Annotated in this window: 17 protein-coding genes; 13 read left to right on the top strand and 4 right to left on the bottom strand. The window is 71.1% G+C overall.

Annotated features, from left to right (window positions below):
* The first annotated feature begins 232 nt into the window (after positions 1-232).
* The 4 genes from eccB to ACZ5D2_RS30055 all read left to right on the top strand — a co-directional run bounded on the left by eccB (position 233) and on the right by ACZ5D2_RS30055 (position 3975).
* On the top strand, positions 233-1813 hold the full coding sequence (gene eccB, locus ACZ5D2_RS30070) for a type VII secretion protein EccB (protein ID WP_468933665.1): 1581 nt from the start codon (positions 233-235) through the stop codon (positions 1811-1813).
* Positions 1810-3075: a type VII secretion-associated serine protease mycosin gene (gene mycP, locus ACZ5D2_RS30065; protein WP_468933662.1), complete on the top strand. Its 1266-nt coding sequence runs from the start codon at positions 1810-1812 to the stop codon at positions 3073-3075. Before eccB ends, mycP begins: the two co-directional genes overlap by 4 nt.
* Before the next feature lie 213 nt (positions 3076-3288).
* Positions 3289-3624: a WXG100 family type VII secretion target gene (locus tag ACZ5D2_RS30060; RefSeq protein WP_030227588.1), complete on the top strand. Its 336-nt coding sequence runs from the start codon at positions 3289-3291 to the stop codon at positions 3622-3624.
* Positions 3625-3666: 42 nt separating this feature from the next.
* Complete coding sequence (locus ACZ5D2_RS30055) at positions 3667-3975, top strand: WXG100 family type VII secretion target (protein ID WP_371676403.1); 309 nt, start codon at positions 3667-3669, stop codon at positions 3973-3975.
* Between the two features lie 84 nt (positions 3976-4059).
* Here ACZ5D2_RS30055 and ACZ5D2_RS30050 read toward each other — a convergent pair whose 3' ends face one another.
* Positions 4060-4293 (bottom strand): DUF397 domain-containing protein, encoded by a 234-nt coding sequence (locus ACZ5D2_RS30050; protein ID WP_266842718.1) that lies wholly within the window; start codon positions 4291-4293, stop codon positions 4060-4062.
* Positions 4294-4448: 155 nt separating this feature from the next.
* On the bottom strand, positions 4449-8405 hold the full coding sequence (gene eccCa, locus ACZ5D2_RS30045; RefSeq protein WP_468933657.1) for a type VII secretion protein EccCa: 3957 nt from the start codon (positions 8403-8405) through the stop codon (positions 4449-4451).
* A 140-nt stretch (positions 8406-8545) separates the two neighbouring features.
* On the opposite strand from eccCa, the gene eccD reads away from it, so the two are divergent.
* The 6 genes from eccD to ACZ5D2_RS30015 all read left to right on the top strand — a co-directional run bounded on the left by eccD (position 8546) and on the right by ACZ5D2_RS30015 (position 15726).
* Entirely contained in the window at positions 8546-10120 is a 1575-nt protein-coding gene (gene eccD, locus ACZ5D2_RS30040) for a type VII secretion integral membrane protein EccD (protein ID WP_468933654.1), read from the top strand.
* 171 nt (positions 10121-10291) lie between these two features.
* A complete protein-coding gene (gene rpsO / locus ACZ5D2_RS30035) occupies positions 10292-10579 on the top strand; it encodes a 30S ribosomal protein S15 (protein ID WP_030227598.1) in 288 nt (95 codons plus the stop codon).
* Positions 10580-10864: 285 nt separating this feature from the next.
* Positions 10865-13087 (top strand): polyribonucleotide nucleotidyltransferase, encoded by a 2223-nt coding sequence (locus ACZ5D2_RS30030; RefSeq protein ID WP_266844075.1) that lies wholly within the window; start codon positions 10865-10867, stop codon positions 13085-13087.
* Complete coding sequence (locus ACZ5D2_RS30025) at positions 13084-14463, top strand: M16 family metallopeptidase (protein WP_371676400.1); 1380 nt, start codon at positions 13084-13086, stop codon at positions 14461-14463. The genes ACZ5D2_RS30030 and ACZ5D2_RS30025 overlap by 4 nt, the downstream gene beginning before the upstream one ends.
* A 26-nt stretch (positions 14464-14489) precedes the next feature.
* Positions 14490-15242 carry a 4-hydroxy-tetrahydrodipicolinate reductase gene (dapB, locus tag ACZ5D2_RS30020; RefSeq protein WP_371676399.1) on the top strand — a complete coding sequence of 251 codons (753 nt, stop codon included), beginning with the start codon at positions 14490-14492 and terminating at the stop codon, positions 15240-15242.
* 16 nt (positions 15243-15258) lie between these two features.
* Positions 15259-15726, top strand: a complete 468-nt coding sequence (locus ACZ5D2_RS30015) for a hypothetical protein (protein WP_356222759.1) — start codon at positions 15259-15261, stop codon at positions 15724-15726.
* A gap of 39 nt (positions 15727-15765) precedes the next feature.
* Here ACZ5D2_RS30015 and ACZ5D2_RS30010 read toward each other — a convergent pair whose 3' ends face one another.
* Both ACZ5D2_RS30010 and ACZ5D2_RS30005 read right to left on the bottom strand, forming a co-directional pair.
* On the bottom strand, positions 15766-16320 hold the full coding sequence (locus ACZ5D2_RS30010; RefSeq protein ID WP_371676398.1) for a PH domain-containing protein: 555 nt from the start codon (positions 16318-16320) through the stop codon (positions 15766-15768).
* 48 nt (positions 16321-16368) lie between these two features.
* A complete protein-coding gene (locus tag ACZ5D2_RS30005) occupies positions 16369-16608 on the bottom strand; it encodes a hypothetical protein (protein ID WP_266573617.1) in 240 nt (79 codons plus the stop codon).
* A gap of 262 nt (positions 16609-16870) precedes the next feature.
* Between ACZ5D2_RS30005 and thyX the strand changes: the two genes are divergently transcribed.
* The 3 genes from thyX to ACZ5D2_RS29990 all read left to right on the top strand — a co-directional run bounded on the left by thyX (position 16871) and on the right by ACZ5D2_RS29990 (position 20512).
* Complete coding sequence (thyX, locus tag ACZ5D2_RS30000) at positions 16871-17611, top strand: FAD-dependent thymidylate synthase (protein ID WP_030227608.1); 741 nt, start codon at positions 16871-16873, stop codon at positions 17609-17611.
* Between the two features lie 200 nt (positions 17612-17811).
* On the top strand, positions 17812-18711 hold the full coding sequence (gene dapA / locus ACZ5D2_RS29995) for a 4-hydroxy-tetrahydrodipicolinate synthase (RefSeq protein WP_266842731.1): 900 nt from the start codon (positions 17812-17814) through the stop codon (positions 18709-18711).
* A gap of 115 nt (positions 18712-18826) precedes the next feature.
* On the top strand, positions 18827-20512 hold the full coding sequence (locus tag ACZ5D2_RS29990) for a ribonuclease J (protein ID WP_371676397.1): 1686 nt from the start codon (positions 18827-18829) through the stop codon (positions 20510-20512).
* Positions 20513-20975 lie beyond the last annotated feature (463 nt).

The following is a 20975-nucleotide window of genomic DNA, read 5'->3' as shown; positions in this document are numbered from 1 at the left end:
GGCGGACCCGGCGCGTCCGGCACCGCGCGGCAGCGGCCGCCGGCTCCGGAACCTCCCCGATCCACCCCAACAAGCCCTGATTACCCCGGTACCGGAAGGCGCTGAGCGGAATTCCCAGCCTACCCGGCCCCTGCCGACCCTCCGTCAAGAGGCATAGTAGGTCCCCGGTCCGACAACCAAGGCCCGGGGAGCGGCCCCACCGGCCGGGCCGTGCGGGGAGAAGCAGGCGGTCATGGCATCACGACGTGATGAGCTCAACGCGTACACCTTCGCGAAGCGGCGCACGGTGGCCGCGTTCCTGCAGCCCTCGGCCACCGGCACCGAGGAGGGTGCGCCCAGGCCGCTGCGCGCCGTCGTGCCCGGGGTCGTGATCGGGGCGCTCGTGGTCGCGGGCTTCGGAGCCTGGGGCATGTTCAAACCGCAGGCGCCCAAGGGCTGGGACGAGCCCGGGGCCACCGTCATCGTCGGCAAGCAGTCGACGACCCGGTACGTGGTCCTCACCACCAAGGTCGGCGGCAAGGACCAGACCCGGCTGCACCCCGTGCTGAACCTGGCCTCCGCGCGGCTCCTCCTCGACCCGCAGAAGTTCAAGGTCGTCCAGGTCGAGGACAAGGTGCTCGACGCGGGCGAGCCCCCGCGCGGCCCCATCATCGGCATCCCCTACGCCCCCGACCGGCTCCCCGCGAAGCAGGACGCCGGCAAGGCCAAGCGCTGGGCCGTCTGCCAGCAGCCCGGCGGCAACGGCCGGGGCGTCCAGACGGCGGCGTTCGTGCTCGCCGACCGCGAGGCCGGACTGCTCGACGACGCCCGCCGCACCGCCGACGGGCAGGTGCTGTACGTGCAGAGCACCGGCGGGGCCAAGGAGCGCTTCCTCGTGGACGCGACGGGCACCAGGTACCGCTTCCCGGAGGGCAAGCCGGACTCCGCGACCCTCACCACCGCCCTGGTCGGCACCGGCGCCACCCCGCAGCCCGTCACCGAGGAGTGGCTCGCCACCCTCAACGCGGGCGACGACCTGGGCTTCCCGCAACTGCCCGGCACCCCGGGCGCGAACGCGGCGGTCCCGGGCCTGGGCGCGGCCGACGCCAGGGTCGGCATGGTGCTGACGGCCCAGACCGGCTCCGGTACGCAGCACTACGTGGTCCTGCCCGACCGGGTCGCCCCCGTCTCGGAGTTCGTGGCCTGGCTGCTGATCTCCTCGCCGGCCACCGACAGCCTCAACATGCACGGCAAGGCCCACGAGATCGACCTGCAGTCCCTGGGCCCCGACGCCACCCCCTTCAAGGACGAGGCCCGGTGGCCGCGCAAGCGCGGAAAGCAGGTCAACCGGGTCGCCGACACCCCCGGCGCCGCGCAGGGCGCCGAACGGCGCGACACCGTCTGCAACGTGCTGCGCGCGGTCGACGCGCAGGGCAACCAGACGCTGAGCACCTGGGCCGGGACCGGTTTCCCCGTCGACATCGCCGCGAGCGGCACCAGTTCCTACGTCACGCCCGGCACGGGCCTGCTCTACACCCAGCTCCAGGGCCGTCAGACCAGCGCCGGCGGATCGCTGTTCCTGGTCACCGACACCGGCCTGCGCTACGCCGTCCAGGCCAACGGCGACAGCGACGCCGCGCAGTCGAAGATCGGCGCGCCCGACCCGCAGGCCCCGGGCGGGGCCGGTGACGGCCGTCCCGAGGCCAGCCAGGCGCAGATCCGGCTCGGCTACGGCGGGGTCGTGCCCGCCATGGTGCCGATCGCCTGGTCGGAGTTCCTCTCCAAGGGACCCCGCCTCGACACCAACTCCGCCCGTCAGCCGCAGGGTTCATGAGGAGGCCGCCCGTGCCGCAGACGCCCCGCGCCGTGCTGGCGGGCACCGCGTTGGCCCTCGTGGCGGCGTACGGAGCCGGAGCCGGCGCCGCGCCCGGCGCCCGGTCCGCGCCGCCAGCCCCGGCCCCGGCCCCGTACGCCCTGAGGCTCGCCGGGGCGGGGGAGTGCACCTTCCCCATGAAGAAGCAGATCGCCGACCGGCCCTGGGCCCTGCAGCGGCTCATGCTGGACGCGCTGTGGGCGCGGACCAAGGGCAAGGGCGTCCGCGTCGCGGTCATCGACACCGGTGTGGACCGCGCCAACCCGCAGCTCTCCGGCGCCCTCGATCCCGGCGCCGGCCGGGACTTCCTCGACCCCAAGGGCGGCGACGGCACCAACGACACCGTCGGGCACGGCACCAAGGTCGCCGGCCTGATCGCGGCCCGTCCCCAGGACGGCACCGGCTTCGTCGGCCTGGCCCCCGAGGCGACCGTCATCCCCATCCGGCAGAACGACGGGCAGGGCAACGGCAACGCGGCCACCCTCGCCCAGGCCATCGACCACGCGGTGGCCAAGGGCGCCCAGGTCATCAACATCTCCCAGGACACCGACGCCCCGCTCACGCCCGACTCCGACCTGGGCAAGGCGGTCCAGCGGGCCCTGGACGCCAAGGCGGTGGTCGTCGCCTCGGCCGGCAACGACGGCCTGAACGGCCAGAAGCGCCGCACCTATCCCGCAGCCTTCCCCGGGGTCCTGGCCGTGGCCTCCTCCGACCGCAACAACGAGCGGGCCGCGTTCTCCCAGCCGGGCGACTTCATCGGCGTCGCCGCCCCGGGCGTCGACATGGTCTCCACCGTCCCCGGCTTCGGCCAGTGCATCGACAACGGCACCAGCTTCTCCGCCCCCTACGTCGCCGGGGTCGCGGCCCTGCTGCGCGCCGAGCACCCGCAGTGGACCCCGCAGGAGGTGGTCTGGCAGATCCAGAACACCGCCGAGCGCGCCGTCAACGGCCGTGACGACTACGTCGGATGGGGCGTGGTGGACCCGGTCCGCGCCGTCACCCAGGACCGCGACGCGCCCCGGGCACCCGTCCCGGACCCCGGCCCGCCCCCGGCGGCCGCGCCCCGGGCGGCCGCACTCGCCCTGTCGGAAACCGCCCATGAGCGCGAGGAGCGGATCGGCACGTACGCTCTCGGCGTCGGCGCCGTGCTCATCGCCGTCATCGCCGCCACGGCGACGGTCGTCCGCGAGGCCCGGGGCCGCCGCCGACGCCGTTTGCAGTGAACGGTAACGGTTCATCTACGGTGACGGGCCACCTGTGTTGGGCGTGGGACCCGAACTGACTAGAGTGACCGCAGGCTTCACGACTGTGATCGGGGGATTCGTGAAGCGGAGGGGGAAGTGCGGCGCGCGTGACTGGAATTCCGCGCCGCGAAGGTCCGCTCCGCCCTGCAATCCGCCGGTTCTGCCGGGGAATTGAGAAGTGAGGAGCTTCGGATGACGAACAACTTCGGTCTTGCGGACGATCCGGTCGTCAAGGCGGCCAACAAGATCTCCGAGACGGCCAACGCCGTGACCACGCAGTCCCGCGAGCTGGCCGACATCCTGGCCACCGTCAGCGCGGGCTGGACCGGTGTGGGTGCCGAGGGCTTCAAGAAGGCCCAGTCGGACCTCAACATCGACCACGACGAGATCCGCCGTCTGCTCGGCGTCCTGCACAACGCCGTCTCGCAGACGAAGAACCTGACCAACGCCCAGGACGACGAGGTGCGCGCCGCGTTCAACTCGATCGGCGGCGGCAGCGGCGGCCGTTCGGGCCTCGACGGCATCTGATTCCGGCGCCGTCCCCAGCAACCCACCGCGAAGGAGAAGATCATGTCCGGCACCGACGGCCACACCCGGGTACGGTACGAGAGCGTCCAGCAGATGGCGGACCGCATCCGCGTCGTCTCGAAGAACATCCTCAAGGACCTCGACGAGATGGAGGCGGCCGTGAAGGTCGTCACCGACACCTGGGACGGTGAGGCGCACCTGGAGTACGTCAACCTCCAGACGAAGTACCACCGCCGCGCGGACCACATGCAGCAGGAGCTCGAAAAGGTCGCCCGGATCATCGAGCAGGGCAAGGGCGACTACCGCGCCACCGACGTGAAGGCCTCGCGCCTGTTCACCGAGGCCTTCTGAGCCCCGTACCCATCCGGCACGGCGCCCGCGCGAAGGGGGCGCGCCCACCGCGGGCGCGCCCCCTTCGCGCATGCGCGACCGCCCTCAGGTGAGGTCGAACTCCCCGTCCCGGGCCCCCAGGACGAAGGCCTCCCACTCGGCCGCCGTGTACCGCAGCACCGTGTCGCGGTCCAGCGAGGACCGCATCGCCACCGCGCCCTCGGGCAGCCTGGCGATCTCGACCCGCTCCTCGTCCGGGCTGGTCCCGGGCGGGCCCTGCCACTCGACGCCGCTGATGTCGAGCGCGTACAGCTCGTCCTTCTCCTGCTGGGTGCCCATGTGCGGCCCTTCCCTCGGTGGTGCGGTGCTACCGCGGTCTGCCGATTATCGGTGCTGCCGGCCGGGGCGGGGGAGTGTTTCCCGATGATCACCGAGGGCGCCCGCGGGGCGGCGGCCTCCGCCCCGCCCGGAGACGAGGGCGGCCGGCCTCCCCGTCAGGACGGCCCCGCCATCCGCCCGAGCTGGACGAGCGACGTGCCGCGCCTGCGCGAGACGAAGTAACCGCGGCCCGGCGGCATCGGGCGGCACCGTACGGTGCCCAGCAGATCGCCCTCGGACGGGTCGCCCGACAGCACCACGCCCTGCGCGCCCAGCTCCTTGACGCGCTGCATGAAGGGTTCGTACAGCGCCCGGGAGGCGCCCGCCGAGCTGCGCGCGATGATGAAGCGGACCCCCGTGTCGCGGGCGAACGGCAGGAACTCCACCAGCTGCGCCAGCGGATTGCCCTGGCTCGTCGCGACCAGGTCGTAGTCGTCGATCACGATGTACACGTCCGGGCCCGTCCACCAGCTGCGGTCGCGCAGCTGCTGCGGAGTGACGTCGGTGGGCGGCTGCCGGCGTGAGAACACCCCGCCCAGCGCCTCCATGTGCATCTGCAGCGAGCTCGCCATCGGCGCGTACTCCAGCAGGTACTCCTCCGGCAGCGCCCCCAGCAGCCCGCGCCGGTAGTCGCCCACGACCAGCTTGGCCTGGTCCGGGGTGTACCGGTCGGCGATCTGCCGGGCGATGAGCCGCAGCAGGTTCGTCTTGCCCGACTCGCTCTCGCCGAACACCAGGAAGAAGGGGTCCGCCTCGAAGTCGACGAACACCGGCTCCAGCGCGGTCTCGTCGATGCCGATCGCGATCCCGCGCTCCGGGAACTCCCCGCCCTTGGGCAGCTGGTCGGCGTGCAGCAGCCGCGGCAGCAGCCGTACGCCCGGAGCCGCCGGCCCCGACCAGCCCGAGCGCACCGCCGCCACGAAGGCGGCCGTGGCCTCCGAGAGGCTCTCGGCGTCGTGCGCGCCGTCGACGCGCGGCAGCGCGCCCAGGAAGTGCAGCTTCTCCGGCACCTGGCCGCGTCCCGGCATCCCCGTCGGCACGTTGGCCGCGACCCGCCGGTCGAACTCGGAGTCCATCACGTCGCCGAGCCGCAGCTCCAGCCGGCTCAGCATCTGGTCCTTCAGCGCGGCCCGCACCTCCATGTACCGGGCCGCCGTGACCACCACGTGGATGCCGTAGCCCAGACCCCGGGACGCGATGTCCGTGACCACCGGCTCCAGGCCCTCGTACTCGGTACGGAAACCGCCCCAGCCGTCGACGATCAGGAACACGTCGCCCCACGCCTCGCCGGGCAGCTCGCCCGCCGCGCGCCGCCGCCGGTAGGTGGCGATGGAGTCGATGCCGTTCGCCCTGAAGAACTCCTCGCGCCGGTTGAGGACCCCCGCCACCTCCGCGACCGTACGCCGTACCCGCTCCGGATCGAGCCGGGAGGCGATCCCGCCCACGTGCGGCAGCTCCGACACCGCGGACAGTCCGCCGCCGCCGAAGTCCAGCCCGTAGAACTGCACCTCGCGCGGGGTGTGCGTGAGCGCGAACGCCGAGATCAGCGTCCGCATCAGCGTCGACTTGCCCGACTGCGGACCGCCGACCACCATCATGTGGCCCGCCGCCCCGGAGAAGTCCCGGTAGAGCACCTCGCGGCGCTGCTCGAAGGGCTTGTCGATCAGACCGAGCGGAACCACCAGCCCACCGGGCCGGGTGTACCCCTCCGCGTGCAGCCCCCGCTCCGCCGAGGGCGCCAGCGCCGGCAGCAGCTGGTCCAGCGGCGGAGCCTGGTCCAGCGGCGGCAGCCACACCTGGTGCGCCGGCACCCCCTGCCCCTCCAGCCGGCCCACGATCACGTCGAGCACCGTGTCCGCGAGCGCGTCGTCCTCCCGGACCGCGCCCGCCGCCAGGTACGCCGGGTCCGGGGCCGCGTACACCACCGGCACCGGAGCCGCCGTGAACAGCACCGGCCGCCGCTCCACCGGGAACGGCCCCACCGACAGGTCCGGCCCGCCCGAGCGGTAGGTGCCCGACACGTACGCCGCCTTGAACCGGGTCATCTCGTCCGTGCCGAACTTCAGGTACCCCGAACCGGGCACCGACGGCAGGTGGTACGCGTCCGGAACGCCGATCGCCGTGCGCGACTCCGCCGCCGAGAAGGTCCGCAGACCGATCCGGTACGACAGGTACGTGTCCAGCCCGCGCAGCTTGCCCTCCTCCAGCCGCTGCGAGGCCAGCAGCAGGTGCACGCCCAGCGAACGGCCGATGCGGCCGATCTGGATGAACATGTCGATGAAGTCGGGCTTCGCCGTCAGCAGCTCGCTGAACTCGTCGATCACCAGCACCAGCGAGGCCAGCGGCTCCAGCGGGGCGCCCGCCGCGCGGGCCTTCTCGTAGTCGTGGATGTTGGCGTAGTTGCCCGCGGAGCGCAGCAGCTCCTGCCGGCGCTGGAGCTCCCCGCGGATCGAGTCGCCCATCCGGTCCACCAGGGTGAGGTCGTCCGCCAGGTTGGTGATCACCGCCGCGACGTGCGGCATCTGACCCATCCCGGTGAAGGTCGCACCGCCCTTGAAGTCGGCGAGCACGAAGTTCAGCGTCTCCGACGTGTGCGTCACCGCCAGGCCCAGCACGAGCGTGCGCAGCAGCTCCGACTTGCCCGAACCGGTCGCGCCCACGCACAGCCCGTGCGGGCCCATGCCCTCCTGCGCGGCCTCCTTCAGGTCCAGCATCACCGGCGCGCCGCCCTCGCCCACGCCGATCGGCACGCGCAGCCGCTCACCGGCCGAACGCGGCCGCCAGGTCCGCGACACGTCGACGGCCGCCGCGTCGCCCAGGTTCAGCAGATCGGTGAAGTCCAGGTTCGCCAGCAGCGGTTCGTCGTCGTCCCCGCCGCCCGTGCGCAGCGGCGCCAGCTGACGCGCCAGCGCCTCCGCCGCCGGCAGCGACAGGGTGTCCGGCGTTCCCTCGTACACGACGCCCGCGCCCGACTCCAGCCGCAGCCTGCCCGGCCGCACCACGACCGACAGGCCACCGCGCGGCTCGTCCAGCCCGCCCGCCACCACCTCCACGATGGTCACGCCCTGGAGACCCTCGGCCGCCGCGAACGCCGAGTCCGGCGGCACCAGTCCACCGTCGAGGACCACCACCAGGTGCGGCTGGTCCAGCACCGGGGACACCTCGCGGCTGAACCGCGACCGTCCCTCCAGCCGGGGACCCAGCAGCTCCTCCAGCTCACCGAGGTCGTCGCCGAACAGCCGCTTCGTACCCGCCCCGTCGACCTGGCCCGGCACCTGCGTGTGCGGCAGCCACTTCACCCAGTCCCACGACGGCACCGCGCCCGGCGCCGCCACCACCGCCACCACCAGGTCCTCGGGGGAGTGCAGCGTCGCCAGCTGCGCCACGAGCGCCCGGGCCGTCCCGCGCGCCGACTCCGGCTCCCCGGAGACCGTCACGTGGTAGAACGCCCGGATCGACAGCGCCACCGGCAGCCCGTCCAGCGAGGAGTGCACCCTCAGGAAGCGCTGCATCGCGCCCGCCGTCAGCGGCTCCAGCTCGTCCACCGGAGCCGTGTCCGGAGCCACCAGCGCCGTCGCGAGCCGCTGCGCGCCCAGACCCAGCCGGGCCTGGCCGAAGTCCGCGTCGCCGACCCGGCGTTCCCACAGCCGCGAGCCCTCCGCCACCACCGACCACAACTGCTCGGGCGCCGGGTGCAGGTACAGCTGCGCGTCACGCTGCGCCCGCGCCGTCCTGCGCACCTGACGGCGGGTCTGCGCGAGGTACTTGAGGTAGTCCCGGCGCACGTCCGCCATTTGCCCCTGCGTACCGCGCCGGAAGCGCACGAGCTGGGCGATGACCATGCCCACCGTCGACGCCAGCATCAGCACGCCCATGATGCGCATGAACGGCGCCGCACCCGGCATGAAGAAGAAGACGACCGACGAGCCCATGCCCAGCATCGGCAGGAGCTGCATCAGCATGCCCTCCTGCTGCCCCCGCGGGAGCTCCGGCGGAGCCTCCAGTCTCAGCTCGTCCGAAGGCACTTCCGGCGGCAGGGACCGGGGCGGGCGTTTGACGACGATCTGGCTCACCGGAGCATCAATCCCTTGAAAACGGACGGGACGTCGCAACCGGCATCCCCAAGTCCCGGGCGTGGAGGGGGACTCCTCCGCGTCCGGTGATCCTACTTGCCGACAGTCGCACCCCCGCCGGGTAGGGTGGCGCGCGCAGCATGCGCATCCGCGAATCCGACGCCGCCACCGGCGCCAACCAGGGGGTCCCACAGGTGAGTACGGCCGAGGCGACGGGGTTCTGCAGGGTCACCGTCGTGGCTCCCGACAGCCGCATCGACGTCGCCCTCCCCGAGGACATCGCCGTCGCCGACGTCTACCCCGAGCTGCTGCGCCTCACCGGCCAGACCCAGCCCGTCGGCGCCCCCACCGGATTCCACCTCGTGCGCCGCTCCGGCACCGTCCTCGACGGCGCCCGCACCCTCGCCGCCCAGCAGGTCCTCGACGGCGAGGTGCTCAGCCTGCGCCCCTTCGCCGAGTCCCTGCCGCCGGCCGTCTTCGACGACGTCTCCGACGCCGTCGCCGCGGCCGTCGTGCGCGACCGGCACCGCTGGAGCGACGACATGCTGCGCGGGGCGGGGCTGGCCGGCGCCGCCCTGCTGCTCGTCCTGCTCGGGTTCGTCCTCTGGTACGCCGACCCGCTCCGGCACGACATGCACGGCCTGCCGGGGATCATCGCCGGGGCCGTGGGCGTCCTGCTCACCGCCGCCGCCGGGGTGCGCGCCCGCGTCTACCGCGACCGCGGCTCCGCGGTCGCGCTCGGCCTCGGCGGCCTGCCGCACCTCCTGATCGCCGGCTCCGGCATCGTCGCCGCCGGCGCGGGCCGGGGTCCGGGCCGTCTGCAGTTCCTGCTCGGCTGCCTCTGCGTGCTCGTCGCCTCCGTGGCCCTCGTCGCGCTCACCCCGCACGGCGACGCCCCCTTCGTCGCGGCCACCTTCCTCGCCGTCACCGGGACCCTGGCCACCTTCGCCGCCATCGCCGCCGAGGCCTCCGCCACCGCGACCGCCGCCGTCTGCGCCCCCGTCGCCATCGGGCTCGTCGCCTTCCTCCCCGGCCTCTCGGCCCGCTTCGCCAGGCTGCCCATCGGGTACGCCGCCCCGCGCAGTGCGACCGAGTACGTCGAGTACACAGCGACCCCGGACCGCTACGAGACCGCCCCCGGCCTCGACCCGGACGCCCCCGCCGCCCCCGGGCACGACCAGGCCGCCCCGCTCGACGCCGAGCAGATCGCCGCCCAGGCCCGCCGCGGCCACGAGATGCTCCTGGGCCTGGTCGGGGGCTGCGCCGCCGTGGTCGTGGGCTCGGCCGCCGTCCTCGGCTTCTCCGACAACACCTGGGGCCGGCTGCTGGCCCTGGCCGCGGGCCTGGCCATGCTGCTGCGGGCGCGGCTCTTCCGGTACACCTCCCAGGTGGTCTGCGCCCTCGTCGCCGGCCTGGCCTCCGTGGCGCTGCTGGTCCTGGGCCTCGCGCTGCACCCGCCCGTCGATCTGATGTTCGACTTCGTGCGCTACCACGACCGCGGCGGCCTGGACCTCCGTACGGTCTGGCTCTCGGCCGCCGTCGCCGCCGGCGCGGCCCTCCTCGCGGGAATTGCGCTTGTCATCCCCCGCAAGGGCCTGTCACCCTTCTGGGGACGGCTGCTCGACCTCACCGAGGCCGCAGTACTGCTCAGCCTGGTCCCGCTGACCCTGGCCGTGCTCGACGTCTACGGCCGCGCCCGCTCTCTCACCAGCTGAGACGGCGCGACCCGGCAGCCTGGTACGCTGTGTGACGGCCGTTTGTGTACGCGCCCCCGGAGATCCTCTGGAGGCTGCGCTCAGCGGACCCCGCCTCCCGAGTTACGGAAGATCCCCAGAGAATTCGACCTGGGGCACTCGGTGGCTACGAAGACCAAACGAGGAGTACGCGTGCCGCTCGACGCCGCTACGAAGAAGCAGATCATCGCAGAGTTCGGTGCCAAGGAGGGCGACACCGGCTCTCCCGAGGTCCAGGTCGCGATGCTCTCCCGCCGCATCTCGGACCTGACCGAGCACCTGAAGGCCCACAAGCACGACCACCACTCCCGTCGTGGTCTGCTGATCCTGGTCGGCCAGCGTCGCCGCCTGCTGCAGTACCTGGCCAAGAAGGACATCCAGCGCTTCCGTACGCTGGTCGAGCGCCTCGGCATCCGTCGCGGTGCGGCCGGCGCCAAGTAAAGACGCTGTGAAGGGAGCGGTTCCCACACCGATGGGGCCGCTCCCTTTGCTGTACGTGCGCGACGCACCGGACGCTTTGTAGTCTGGACACAGCGCACGACCGAAGAGGAGGAGCGCCGGCCCTACGCCGCCGGTCCTCGGTAGTGGCATCCGGAAATCCCCGTGACGGGGATCGGAACCGGGTGCTTCGATCGAAGACCGGCCCGCACGCCAGGAGCGCTTCTCCGACACCGTCCCCCACCACACGGGTGGTGGACGGAGACGACGAAAATGGAGAAAACGCTAGTGGAGAACGAGACCCACTACGCCGAGGCCGTCATTGACAACGGTTCCTTCGGCACCCGCACCATCCGCTTCGAGACGGGCCGTCTGGCCCGCCAGGCCGCCGGCTCCGCCGTTGCCTACCTGGACGACGACACGATGGTGCTGTCCGCCACCACCGCGTCGAAGAAGCCCAAGGACCAGCTCGACTTCTTCCCCCTGACGGTGGACGTCGAGGAGCGCCAGTACGCGGCCGGCAAGATCCCCGGATCCTTCTTCCGCCGTGAGGGCCGCCCCTCCGAGGACGCGATCCTCACCTGCCGCCTGATCGACCGCCCGCTGCGCCCGTCCTTCAAGAAGGGCCTGCGCAACGAGATCCAGGTCGTCGCGACGATCATGGCGCTCAACCCCGACCACCTGTACGACGTCGTCGCGATCAACGCCGCGTCCGCGTCCACGCAGCTGGCCGGCCTGCCCTTCTCCGGCCCGATCGGCGGCGTCCGCGTCGCGCTGATCCGCGGCCAGTGGGTGGCCTTCCCGACGCACACCGAGCTCGAGGACGCCGTCTTCGACATGGTCGTCGCGGGCCGCACCCTCGAAGACGGCGACGTCGCGATCATGATGGTCGAGGCCGAGGCCACCGAGCAGACCATCGCCCTCGTCAAGGGCGGCGCCGAGGCGCCGACCGAGGAGATCGTCGCCTCCGGCCTCGAGGCCGCGAAGCCGTTCATCAAGGTCCTCTGCAAGGCCCAGGCCGACCTGGCCGCCAAGGCCGCCAAGCCCGAGGGCGAGTTCCCGGTCTTCCTGGACTACCAGGACGACGTGTACGCGGCCCTCGCGGCCGCCGTCAAGGGCGAGCTCTCCCAGGCGCTGACCATCGCGGGCAAGCAGGACCGCGAGGCCGAGCTGGACCGCATCAAGGAGATCGCCGCCGAGAAGCTCCTCCCGGCCTTCGAGGGCCGCGAGAAGGAGATCTCCGCCGCCTACCGCAGCCTGACCAAGGCCCTGGTGCGCGAGCGCGTCATCAAGGACAAGGTCCGCATCGACGGCCGCGGGCTCACGGACATCCGTACCCTCGCCGCCGAGGTCGAGGCCATCCCGCGCGTGCACGGCTCGGCGCTGTTCGAGCGTGGGGAGACGCAGATCCTGGGCGTCACCACCCTCAACATGCTCCGCATGGAGCAGCAGCTGGACACCCTCTCCCCGGTGACCCGCAAGCGCTACATGCACAACTACAACTTCCCGCCGTACTCCGTCGGCGAGACCGGCCGCGTCGGCTCCCCGAAGCGCCGCGAGATCGGCCACGGCGCGCTCGCCGAGCGCGCGATCGTGCCGGTCCTGCCGACGCGCGAGGAGTTCCCCTACGCGATCCGCCAGGTGTCCGAGGCCCTCGGCTCCAACGGTTCGACGTCCATGGGCTCGGTCTGCGCCTCCACCATGTCGCTGCTGAACGCCGGTGTGCCCCTCAAGGCCCCCGTCGCCGGCATCGCCATGGGCCTGATCTCCCAGGAGATCGACGGCAAGACGCACTACGTCGCCCTCACCGACATCCTCGGTGCGGAGGACGCCTTCGGCGACATGGACTTCAAGGTCGCCGGCACCAAGGAGTTCGTCACCGCCCTCCAGCTCGACACCAAGCTGGACGGCATCCCGGCCTCCGTCCTGGCCGCGGCCCTCACCCAGGCCCGCGACGCCCGCCTCCACATCCTCGACGTGATGATGGAAGCGATCGACACGCCGGACGCGATGTCCCCGTTCGCCCCGCGGATCATCACCGTCAAGATCCCCGTGGACAAGATCGGTGAGGTCATCGGCCCCAAGGGCAAGATGATCAACCAGATCCAGGAGGACACCGGCGCCGAGATCACGATCGAGGACGACGGCACCATCTACATCGGTGCCTCCGACGGCCCGGCCGCCGAGGCCGCCCGCGCCACGATCAACGCGATCGCCAACCCGACCATGCCGGAGGTCGGCGAGCGCTACCTGGGTACGGTCGTCAAGACCACCACCTTCGGTGCCTTCGTCTCCCTGATGCCCGGCAAGGACGGCCTGCTGCACATCTCGCAGATCCGCAAGCTCGCCGGTGGCAAGCGCGTGGAGAACGTCGAGGACGTGCTCGCGGTCGGCACCAAGGTGCAGGTCGAGATCGCCGAGATCGACCAGCGCGGCAAGCTCTCCCTGATCCCCGTGATCGACGGCGAGGCCGCCGGTGACGACGCTGACAAGGACGACTCCGACAAGTGACGTCGCGTAGTTCGCGTGTGACGGCCCGCCCCTCTTCGGAGGGGCGGGCCGTCGCCCGTACCCAAACCCTGCTCAAGGGGCAGAACGGCATCGGCACCGTCCGGCGCACCGTCCTGCCCGGCGGCCTGCGCGTCGTCACCGAGACGCTGCCCTCCGTCCGCTCCGCCACCTTCGGCATCTGGGCGAACGTCGGCTCCCGGGACGAGACGCCCACCCTCAACGGCGCCACGCACTACCTGGAGCACCTCCTCTTCAAGGGCACCGCCACGCGCAGCGCCCTCGACATCTCCTCCGCGATCGACGCGGTCGGCGGCGAGATGAACGCCTTCACGGCGAAGGAGTACACCTGCTACTACGCCCGGGTGCTCGACACCGACCTGCCGCTGGCCATCGACGTGGTCTGCGACATGCTGACCGGCTCGCTGATCCGCGAGGAGGACGTCGACGCCGAGCGCGGGGTCATCCTCGAAGAGATCGCGATGACCGAGGACGACCCGGGCGACATGGTCCACGACCTGTTCGCGCAGACCATGTACGGGGACTCCCCGCTCGGCCGCCCCGTCCTCGGCACCGTCGACACGATCAACGCCCTCGGCGCCGACCGGATCCGCCGCTTCTGGAAGAAGCACTACGATCCCACCCGCCTGGTCGTGGCCGCCGCCGGCAACGTCGACCACAACAAGGTCGTACGCCAGGTCCGCGCGGCCTTCGAGAAGGCCGGCGCGCTCGGACACACCGACGCGGCGCCGATCGGCCCCCGCACCGGTACCAAGCGCATCCGCACCGCGGGCCGCGTCGACCTGGTCAACCGCAAGACCGAACAGGCCCACGTGGTCCTCGGCATGCCGGGCATCGCCCGCACCGACGAGCGCCGCTGGGCCCTGGGCGTGCTCAACACCGCCCTCGGCGGCGGCATGTCCTCCCGCCTCTTCCAGGAGGTCCGGGAGAAGCGCGGCCTCGCCTACAGCGTGTACTCGTACACCTCGGCCTTCGCCGACACCGGTCTCTTCGGCGTCTACGCGGGCTGCCGGCCGAGCCAGGTCCACGACGTGCTGCGGATCTGCCGTGACGAGCTCGACAAGGTCGCCTCCGAAGGTCTCACCGACGAGGAGATCCGGCGCGCCATCGGCCAGCTGTCCGGCTCCACCGTCCTCGGCCTGGAGGACACCGGCGCGATCATGAACCGGATCGGCAAGAGCGAGCTGTGCTGGGGCGACCAGATGTCGGTCGACGACATGCTGTCCCGCATCGCGGACGTGACCCCGGACGACGTCCGCGCGGTCGCCCAGGATGTACTGGCACAGCGGCCCTCGCTCGCCGTGATCGGCCCGCTCAAGGAGAAGCAGGCCGCCCGCCTCGACGAAGCGGTCGCCTAGTTCCGTACGGACACGAAGGAAGCAACATGAGCAAGCTGCGCGTGGCAGTCCTCGGCGCCCGGGGCCGCATCGGCTCCGAGGCGGTCAAGGCGGTCGAGGCCGCCGAGGACATGGAGCTGGTGGCGGCCCTGGGCCGTGGCGACAAGCTGGAGGCGCTCGCCGAGGCGGGCGCCCAGGTCGCGGTCGAGCTGACCACCCCCGACTCGGTGATGGACAACCTCGACTTCCTCATCGGCCACGGCATCCACGCCGTGGTCGGGACCACCGGCTGGACCGAGGACCGCCTCGCACGGCTGGACACCTGGCTCGCCGCCTCCCCGGAGACCGGCGTGCTCATCGCCCCGAACTTCTCCATCGGCGCGGTCCTCACCATGAAGTTCGCCGTCCAGGCCGCCCGCTACTTCGAATCCGTCGAGGTCGTCGAGCTGCACCACCCGAAGAAGGTCGACGCCCCCTCCGGCACGGCGACCCGTACGGCCCAGCTCATCGCGGCCGCCCGCGCCGAGGCCGGGCTCGGGGCCCAGCCCGACGCCACCGCGACGGCCCTCGACGGCGCCCGCGGCGCGGACGTCGACGGGGTCCCCGTGCACGCCATCCGCCTGCGCGGCCTGCTGGCCCACCAGGAGGTGCTCCTCGGCGGCGAGGGCGAGACCCTGACCATCCGTCACGACTCCCTGCACCACAGCAGCTTCATGCCGGGCATCCTGCTCGGCACCCGCCGCGTGACGCAGACCCCGGGCCTCACCTTCGGCCTGGAAAACTTCCTCGACCTCGGCTGATGAGGCAGTAGCACCCATGCGCGCGAAGATCACGTACTTCCTCACGGCCGCCGTCCTGGTCGTCTACTTCGTCCTGGTCGGCAGCCGGGGCGTGATGCTGCTCCAGCAGGGCACCTGGCTCACCGTCACCTTCGGTGCGGCCGTGCTGATCCTGCCGGTCATCGGCATCTGGTTCCTCTGGATGAACACCCGGTTCGTCACCCGCGCCAACCAGCTCGCGGCCGAGCTGGAGGCCGAGGGCGGCCTGCCCGTGGACGAACTGGAACGGGACGGCTACGGGCGGATCCTGCGGGACTCCGCCGACGAGGTCTTCGCGCGCCGCAAGGCCGAGACGGAGGACGCTCCGGGGGACTGGCGCAGCTGGTTCCGGCTCGCCGTGGCCTACCACGACGCCCGCGACACCCCGCGGGCCCGCAAGGCGATGCAGCGGGCGATCGCCCTGCACGCCGCCCGGCCGGCACACGAAGGGCCCGTACAGGTCTGATCCCCGTACGGGCCCCACAGGGCGGGCCGCTCCCCGCCGTCAGGCGGGCACGGCCCGGTACTCCCGGGCCCACGCCTCGACCCGGCCGGCCGCGCGGTCGAAGGCCTCGCCCCGGGACAGGAAGTCGGCGCTGTGGTCGGTCAGCAGCACCGGGAGCTCCGCGCCGCCGTGCCCGGCCACCGTAAGGGCCTGTCCCTGCACGGTCCTCGGCAGCCCCAGCCAGCGCACCGGCTGCTGGACCTTGCGGACCGTTTCGATCTCGCTCCAGGCGATCGAGCGGGTCCCGAAGAACCCGACCCGGCGGAGTCCCGCCGGGCTCACCCACACGCCCGTGCGCAGCATGCGCAACGCACAGCCGATCACGGTGAGCGAAGCCGCCCCGGCGACGGCGGCGCCGCTCCAGGTGCCGGCGAAGGCGATGATCACCGTGGCCAGCAGCATGAAGGCGGAGACCAGGAGCAGCAGCGCCGCGCCGGCGACCCGCCAGGGGCCGGGCCGGTAGGGGCGCCGCCAGCGTTCGGGATCCGCATGGGGGAGGGCTTCGTCCTCGTGTGCGTCGAATACGCCGTCGGCCGTCAAGAAGGGCAGGGGCACGGCTGGACCTCACTCACATGCACGTTCGGTTGGACTGTGCCCGTGAGGCTACCGCCCCTCGGACGCCTCCGACTGCTGCGCCTTCTCGGTCGCCTTGTACGGCTGCAGTGCGGGCATCCCGAAGAGCAGCGAGCCGACGAGCCCTGCCACCACGGTCAGTCCGACCAGACTACGGGCGGCGATCTGGGTCTTGCTCAGACTCTCGCGCGGCGGCGGAGTGACGTTACTGCGGAATCGGTCGGCCTCGGCGACGAAGGCGAAGGGGACTGGTTCGCGCCGGCGAAACATCGGGAGCGACTCTCCTCACGGTCGGGCCCCTGGGGGCACTGCGGACAGGACGGAACATGTTCTCCCTGTAAGACGAGCGGAGCGCCCAATCGGTGCCGAAATTCGGGACATTAACCAAAATTCATGGCGGTCCGTCAGCCGGTCGGGTGACGCGGGTGCGCCCGGAGCGGCCCTCCGGAGGTCCCGGTGCCTGCGCGGCCGCCCCCGGTCTGCGCCGTAGAGTGGGCGCGCCCCAGGAAAGACCCGTTCGGAAGGACCCCGCGTGAGCGAGACCGCCGCTTCAGACCAGAAACCCAGCTTCCGCAGCGATGTGACGGTGGAGCTGGTGAAGCACTCCGCCGCCGACTCCGACGTGCTGTGGGCCGCCCGCGTCTCCACGGCGGGCGAGCAGTCCCTGGAGGAGCTGCAGAAGGACCCCGAGCGCTCCAAGGGCCTCATCAACTACCTGATGCGCGACCGCCACGGCAGCCCCTTCGAGCACAACTCGATGACCTTCTTCATCAGCGCCCCGATCTTCGTGTTCCGCGAGTTCATGCGCCACCGGGTGGGCTGGTCCTACAACGAGGAGTCCGGCCGCTACAGGGAGCTCCAGCCGGTCTTCTACGTCCCCGACGCGGAGCGCAAGCTCGTCCAGGAGGGCCGTCCGGGCAAGTACGTCTTCGTCGAGGGCACCGAGGCGCAGCAGGAGCTGACGGGCCGGGTCATGGAGGACTCGTACCGCCAGGCCTACGAGGCGTACCAGGAGATGCTCGCGGCCGGCGTCGCTCGCGAGGTGGCCCGTGCGGTCCTGCCGGTGGGCCTCTTCTCCTCGATGTACGCCACGTGCAACGCGCGCTCGCTCATGCACTTCCTCGGTCTGCGCACGCAGCACGAGCTGGCGGCGGTGCCGTCCTTCCCGCAGCGGGAGATCGAGATGGTCGGCGAGAAGATGGAGCGGGAGTGGGCCAAGCTCATGCCGCTGACCTACGCCGCCTTCAACGGCAACGGTCGCGTTGCCCCGTAAGGCCCGATGCACGTGCGGCGTACAGATGTGCGGAGATAAGTCCCAAGTGTCCGTATTGCGGCGTTTCGTAAAGTTCATCTAGGCTGATCAAACGGACCCGGCACTGCTTGAACCCCCGAGCAGGCAGTGCCGGGCTCCAACCCAGTGTTGACGTCCCCCGAGGGGACACCGCGAGCATGGCAGCGAGTAGCGTGTTACCCATGGCTCCGATCTCGACTCCGCAGACCCCCTTCGGGCGGGTCCTCACCGCCATGATCACGCCGTTTACGGCGGATGGCGCACTTGACCTCGACGGCGCGCAGCGGCTCGCCGTCCACCTGGTGGACGCAGGCAACGACGGCCTGATCATCAACGGCACCACCGGTGAGTCGCCCACGACCACCGACGCGGAGAAAAACGACCTCGTACGAGCCGTACTCGAAGCGGTCGGCGACCGCGCCCACGTCGTGGCCGGAATCGGCACCAACGACACCCGGCACACCCTGGAGCTCGCCCGCCAGGCGGAGCGCACCGGCGCCCACGGCCTGCTCGCGGTGACCCCGTACTACAGCAAGCCGCCGCAGGAGGGCCTCTACCGGCACTTCACGGCCATCGCGGACGCCACCGAGCTGCCGGTCATGCTCTACGACATCCCGGGCCGCAGCGGTGTCCCGATCAACACCGAAACCCTGGTCCGCCTCGCCGAGCACCCCCGTATCGTGGCCAACAAGGACGCCAAGGGCGACCTCGGCCGCGCCAGCTGGGCCATCGCCCAGAGCGGCCTGGCCTGGTACTCCGGCGACGACATGCTGAACCTGCCGCTCCTGTCGGTCGGCGCGGTCGGCTTCGTCTCGGTGGTCGGCCACCTGGTCAGCCCCGAGCTGCGTGCCATGCTCGACGCCCACCTGGGCGGCGACGTGCAGAAGGCCACCGAGATCCACCAGAAGCTGCTGCCCGTCTTCACCGGCATGTTCCGCACCCAGGGCGTGATGACCACCAAGGGCGCGCTGAACCTCCAGGGCCTGCCCGCGGGCCCGCTGCGCCTCCCGCTCGTCGGCCTCACCGACGAAGAGACCGCGCAGCTCAAGATCGATCTTGCCGCCGGCGGGGTACAGCTCTGACAACAGACTTCACAACTGAATAACCAAGATCAAAAAAGACAAAAGCAAGTGCACGAATGACATGCGCGCCGCGTGCCTCCAGGGGTACGTGGCGCGCGTGGTGAAGGAGAAACTTTTGAGCCATCCGCACCCTGAACTGGGCCCGCCGCCGAAGCTCCCGAAGGGCGGCCTGCGGGTCACCCCGCTGGGCGGTCTCGGCGAGATCGGCCGCAACATGACCGTCTTCGAGTTCGACGGTCGTCTGCTGATCGTCGACTGCGGTGTCCTCTTCCCCGAGGATGAGCAGCCGGGCATCGACCTGATCCTGCCGGACTTCTCGTCGATCCGGGACCGTCTCGACGACATCGAGGGCATCGTCCTCACCCACGGTCACGAGGACCACATCGGCGCCGTCCCGTACCTCCTCCGGGAGAAGCCGGACATCCCGCTGATCGGCTCCAAGCTGACGCTGGCCCTCATCGAGGCCAAGCTCCAGGAGCACCGCATCCGCCCCTACACCCTTGAGGTGAAGGAGGGCGAGCGCGAGAACCTGGGCCCCTTCGACTGCGAGTTCATCGCCGTCAACCACTCCATCCCGGACGCCCTGGCCGTGGCCATCCGCACCGGCGCCGGCATGGTCGTGTGCACCGGTGACTTCAAGATGGACCAGCTCCCGCTGGACAACCGCCTCACCGACCTGCACGCCTTCGCGCGTCTGAGCGAAGAGGGCATCGACCTCCTCCTCTCGGACTCGACGAACGCCGAGGTCCCGGGCTTCGTCCCGCCGGAGCGCGACATCTCCAACGCCATCCGCGGCGTCTTCGCGGGTGCCCAGAAGCGGATCATCGTGGCGTCCTTCGCCAGCCACGTGCACCGCATCCAGCAGATCCTCGACGCCGCCCACGAGTACGGCCGCCGCGTCGCGTTCGTCGGCCGCTCGATGGTCCGGAACATGGGCATCGCCCGTGACCTGGGCTACCTGCGGGTTCCGGCCGGCCTGGTCGTCGACGTCAAGACCCTCGACGACCTGCCGGACGACGAGGTCGTGCTGGTCTGCACCGGTTCCCAGGGCGAGCCGATGGCGGCCCTGTCCCGCATGGCCAACCGCGACCACCAGATCCGGATCGTCCCCGGTGACACGGTCATCCTGGCGTCGTCCCTCATCCCCGGCAACGAGAACGCGGTCTACCGCGTGATCAACGGCCTGACCCGCTGGGGCGCCAACGTCGTGCACAAGGGCAACGCCAAGGTGCACGTCTCCGGCCACGCCTCCGCGGGCGAGCTGCTGTACTTCTACAACATCTGCAAGCCGCGGAACCTGATGCCGGTCCACGGCGAATGGCGCCACCTGCGGGCCAACGCCGAGCTCGGTGCCATGACGGGCGTCCCGAAGGACCGCATCGTCATCGCCGAGGACGGTGTCGTCGTCGACCTGATCGACGGCAAGGCCCGGATCTCCGGCAAGGTCCAGGCCGGCTACGTGTACGTGGACGGCCTCTCGGTCGGCGACGTCACCGAGGCCTCCCTCAAGGACCGCCGCATCCTCGGCGACGAGGGCATCATCTCGGTCTACGTCGTGGTCGACAGCACCACCGGCAAGGTCGTGAGCGGCCCGAACATCCAGGCCAGGGGCTCCGGCATCGAGGACTCGGCCTTCGGCGCGGTCACCGCGAAGATCGAGGAAGCCATCGCCCGCGCCGCCGCCGACGGCGTCGCGGAGCCGCACCAGATCCAGCAGCTCATCCGCCGGACCATGGGCAAGTGGGTGTCGGACAGCTACCGCCGCCGCCCGATGATCCTCCCGGTCGTCGTAGAGGTCTGACCTCCGCGTTCGTAGCGACCTCACTGGAGCGGGGCAACCGGATTTGCGTCCGGGGGCCCCGCTCCAGTACGTTTACGTCTCCACCTCGCAAGGACCCGGGCACACACGTGTGCCCGTTGCCGCGTGCGGGCGGGTGGGAATCAGAACCAGGGAGACCTGATAAAGTCTGATCCACCCGAAAGGGAAAGGCCCCCCGAAGGCCATCGGAATTCCAATCCAGTCGGTAACGGCCAGGAAAGAGAATCTGATAGAGTCGGAATCGCCGGAAAGGGAAAGCGCGAAAGCGCAGAACCTGGAAAGCGAAGCGCGAAAGACTCTGATAGAGTCGGAAACGCAAGAACAGAACGAAAGCCCGGAGGAAAGCCCGAGAGGGTGAGTACAAAGGAAGCGTCCGTTCCTTGAGAACTCAACAGCGTGCCAAAAATCAACGCCAGAAGTTGATACCCCGTCCACTTCGGTGGAT

This window comes from Streptomyces sp. NPDC031479, assembly GCF_055581065.1.
Note: the sequence above shows the minus strand (reverse complement) of the source record. Positions and strands in the feature narration are given on the sequence as shown.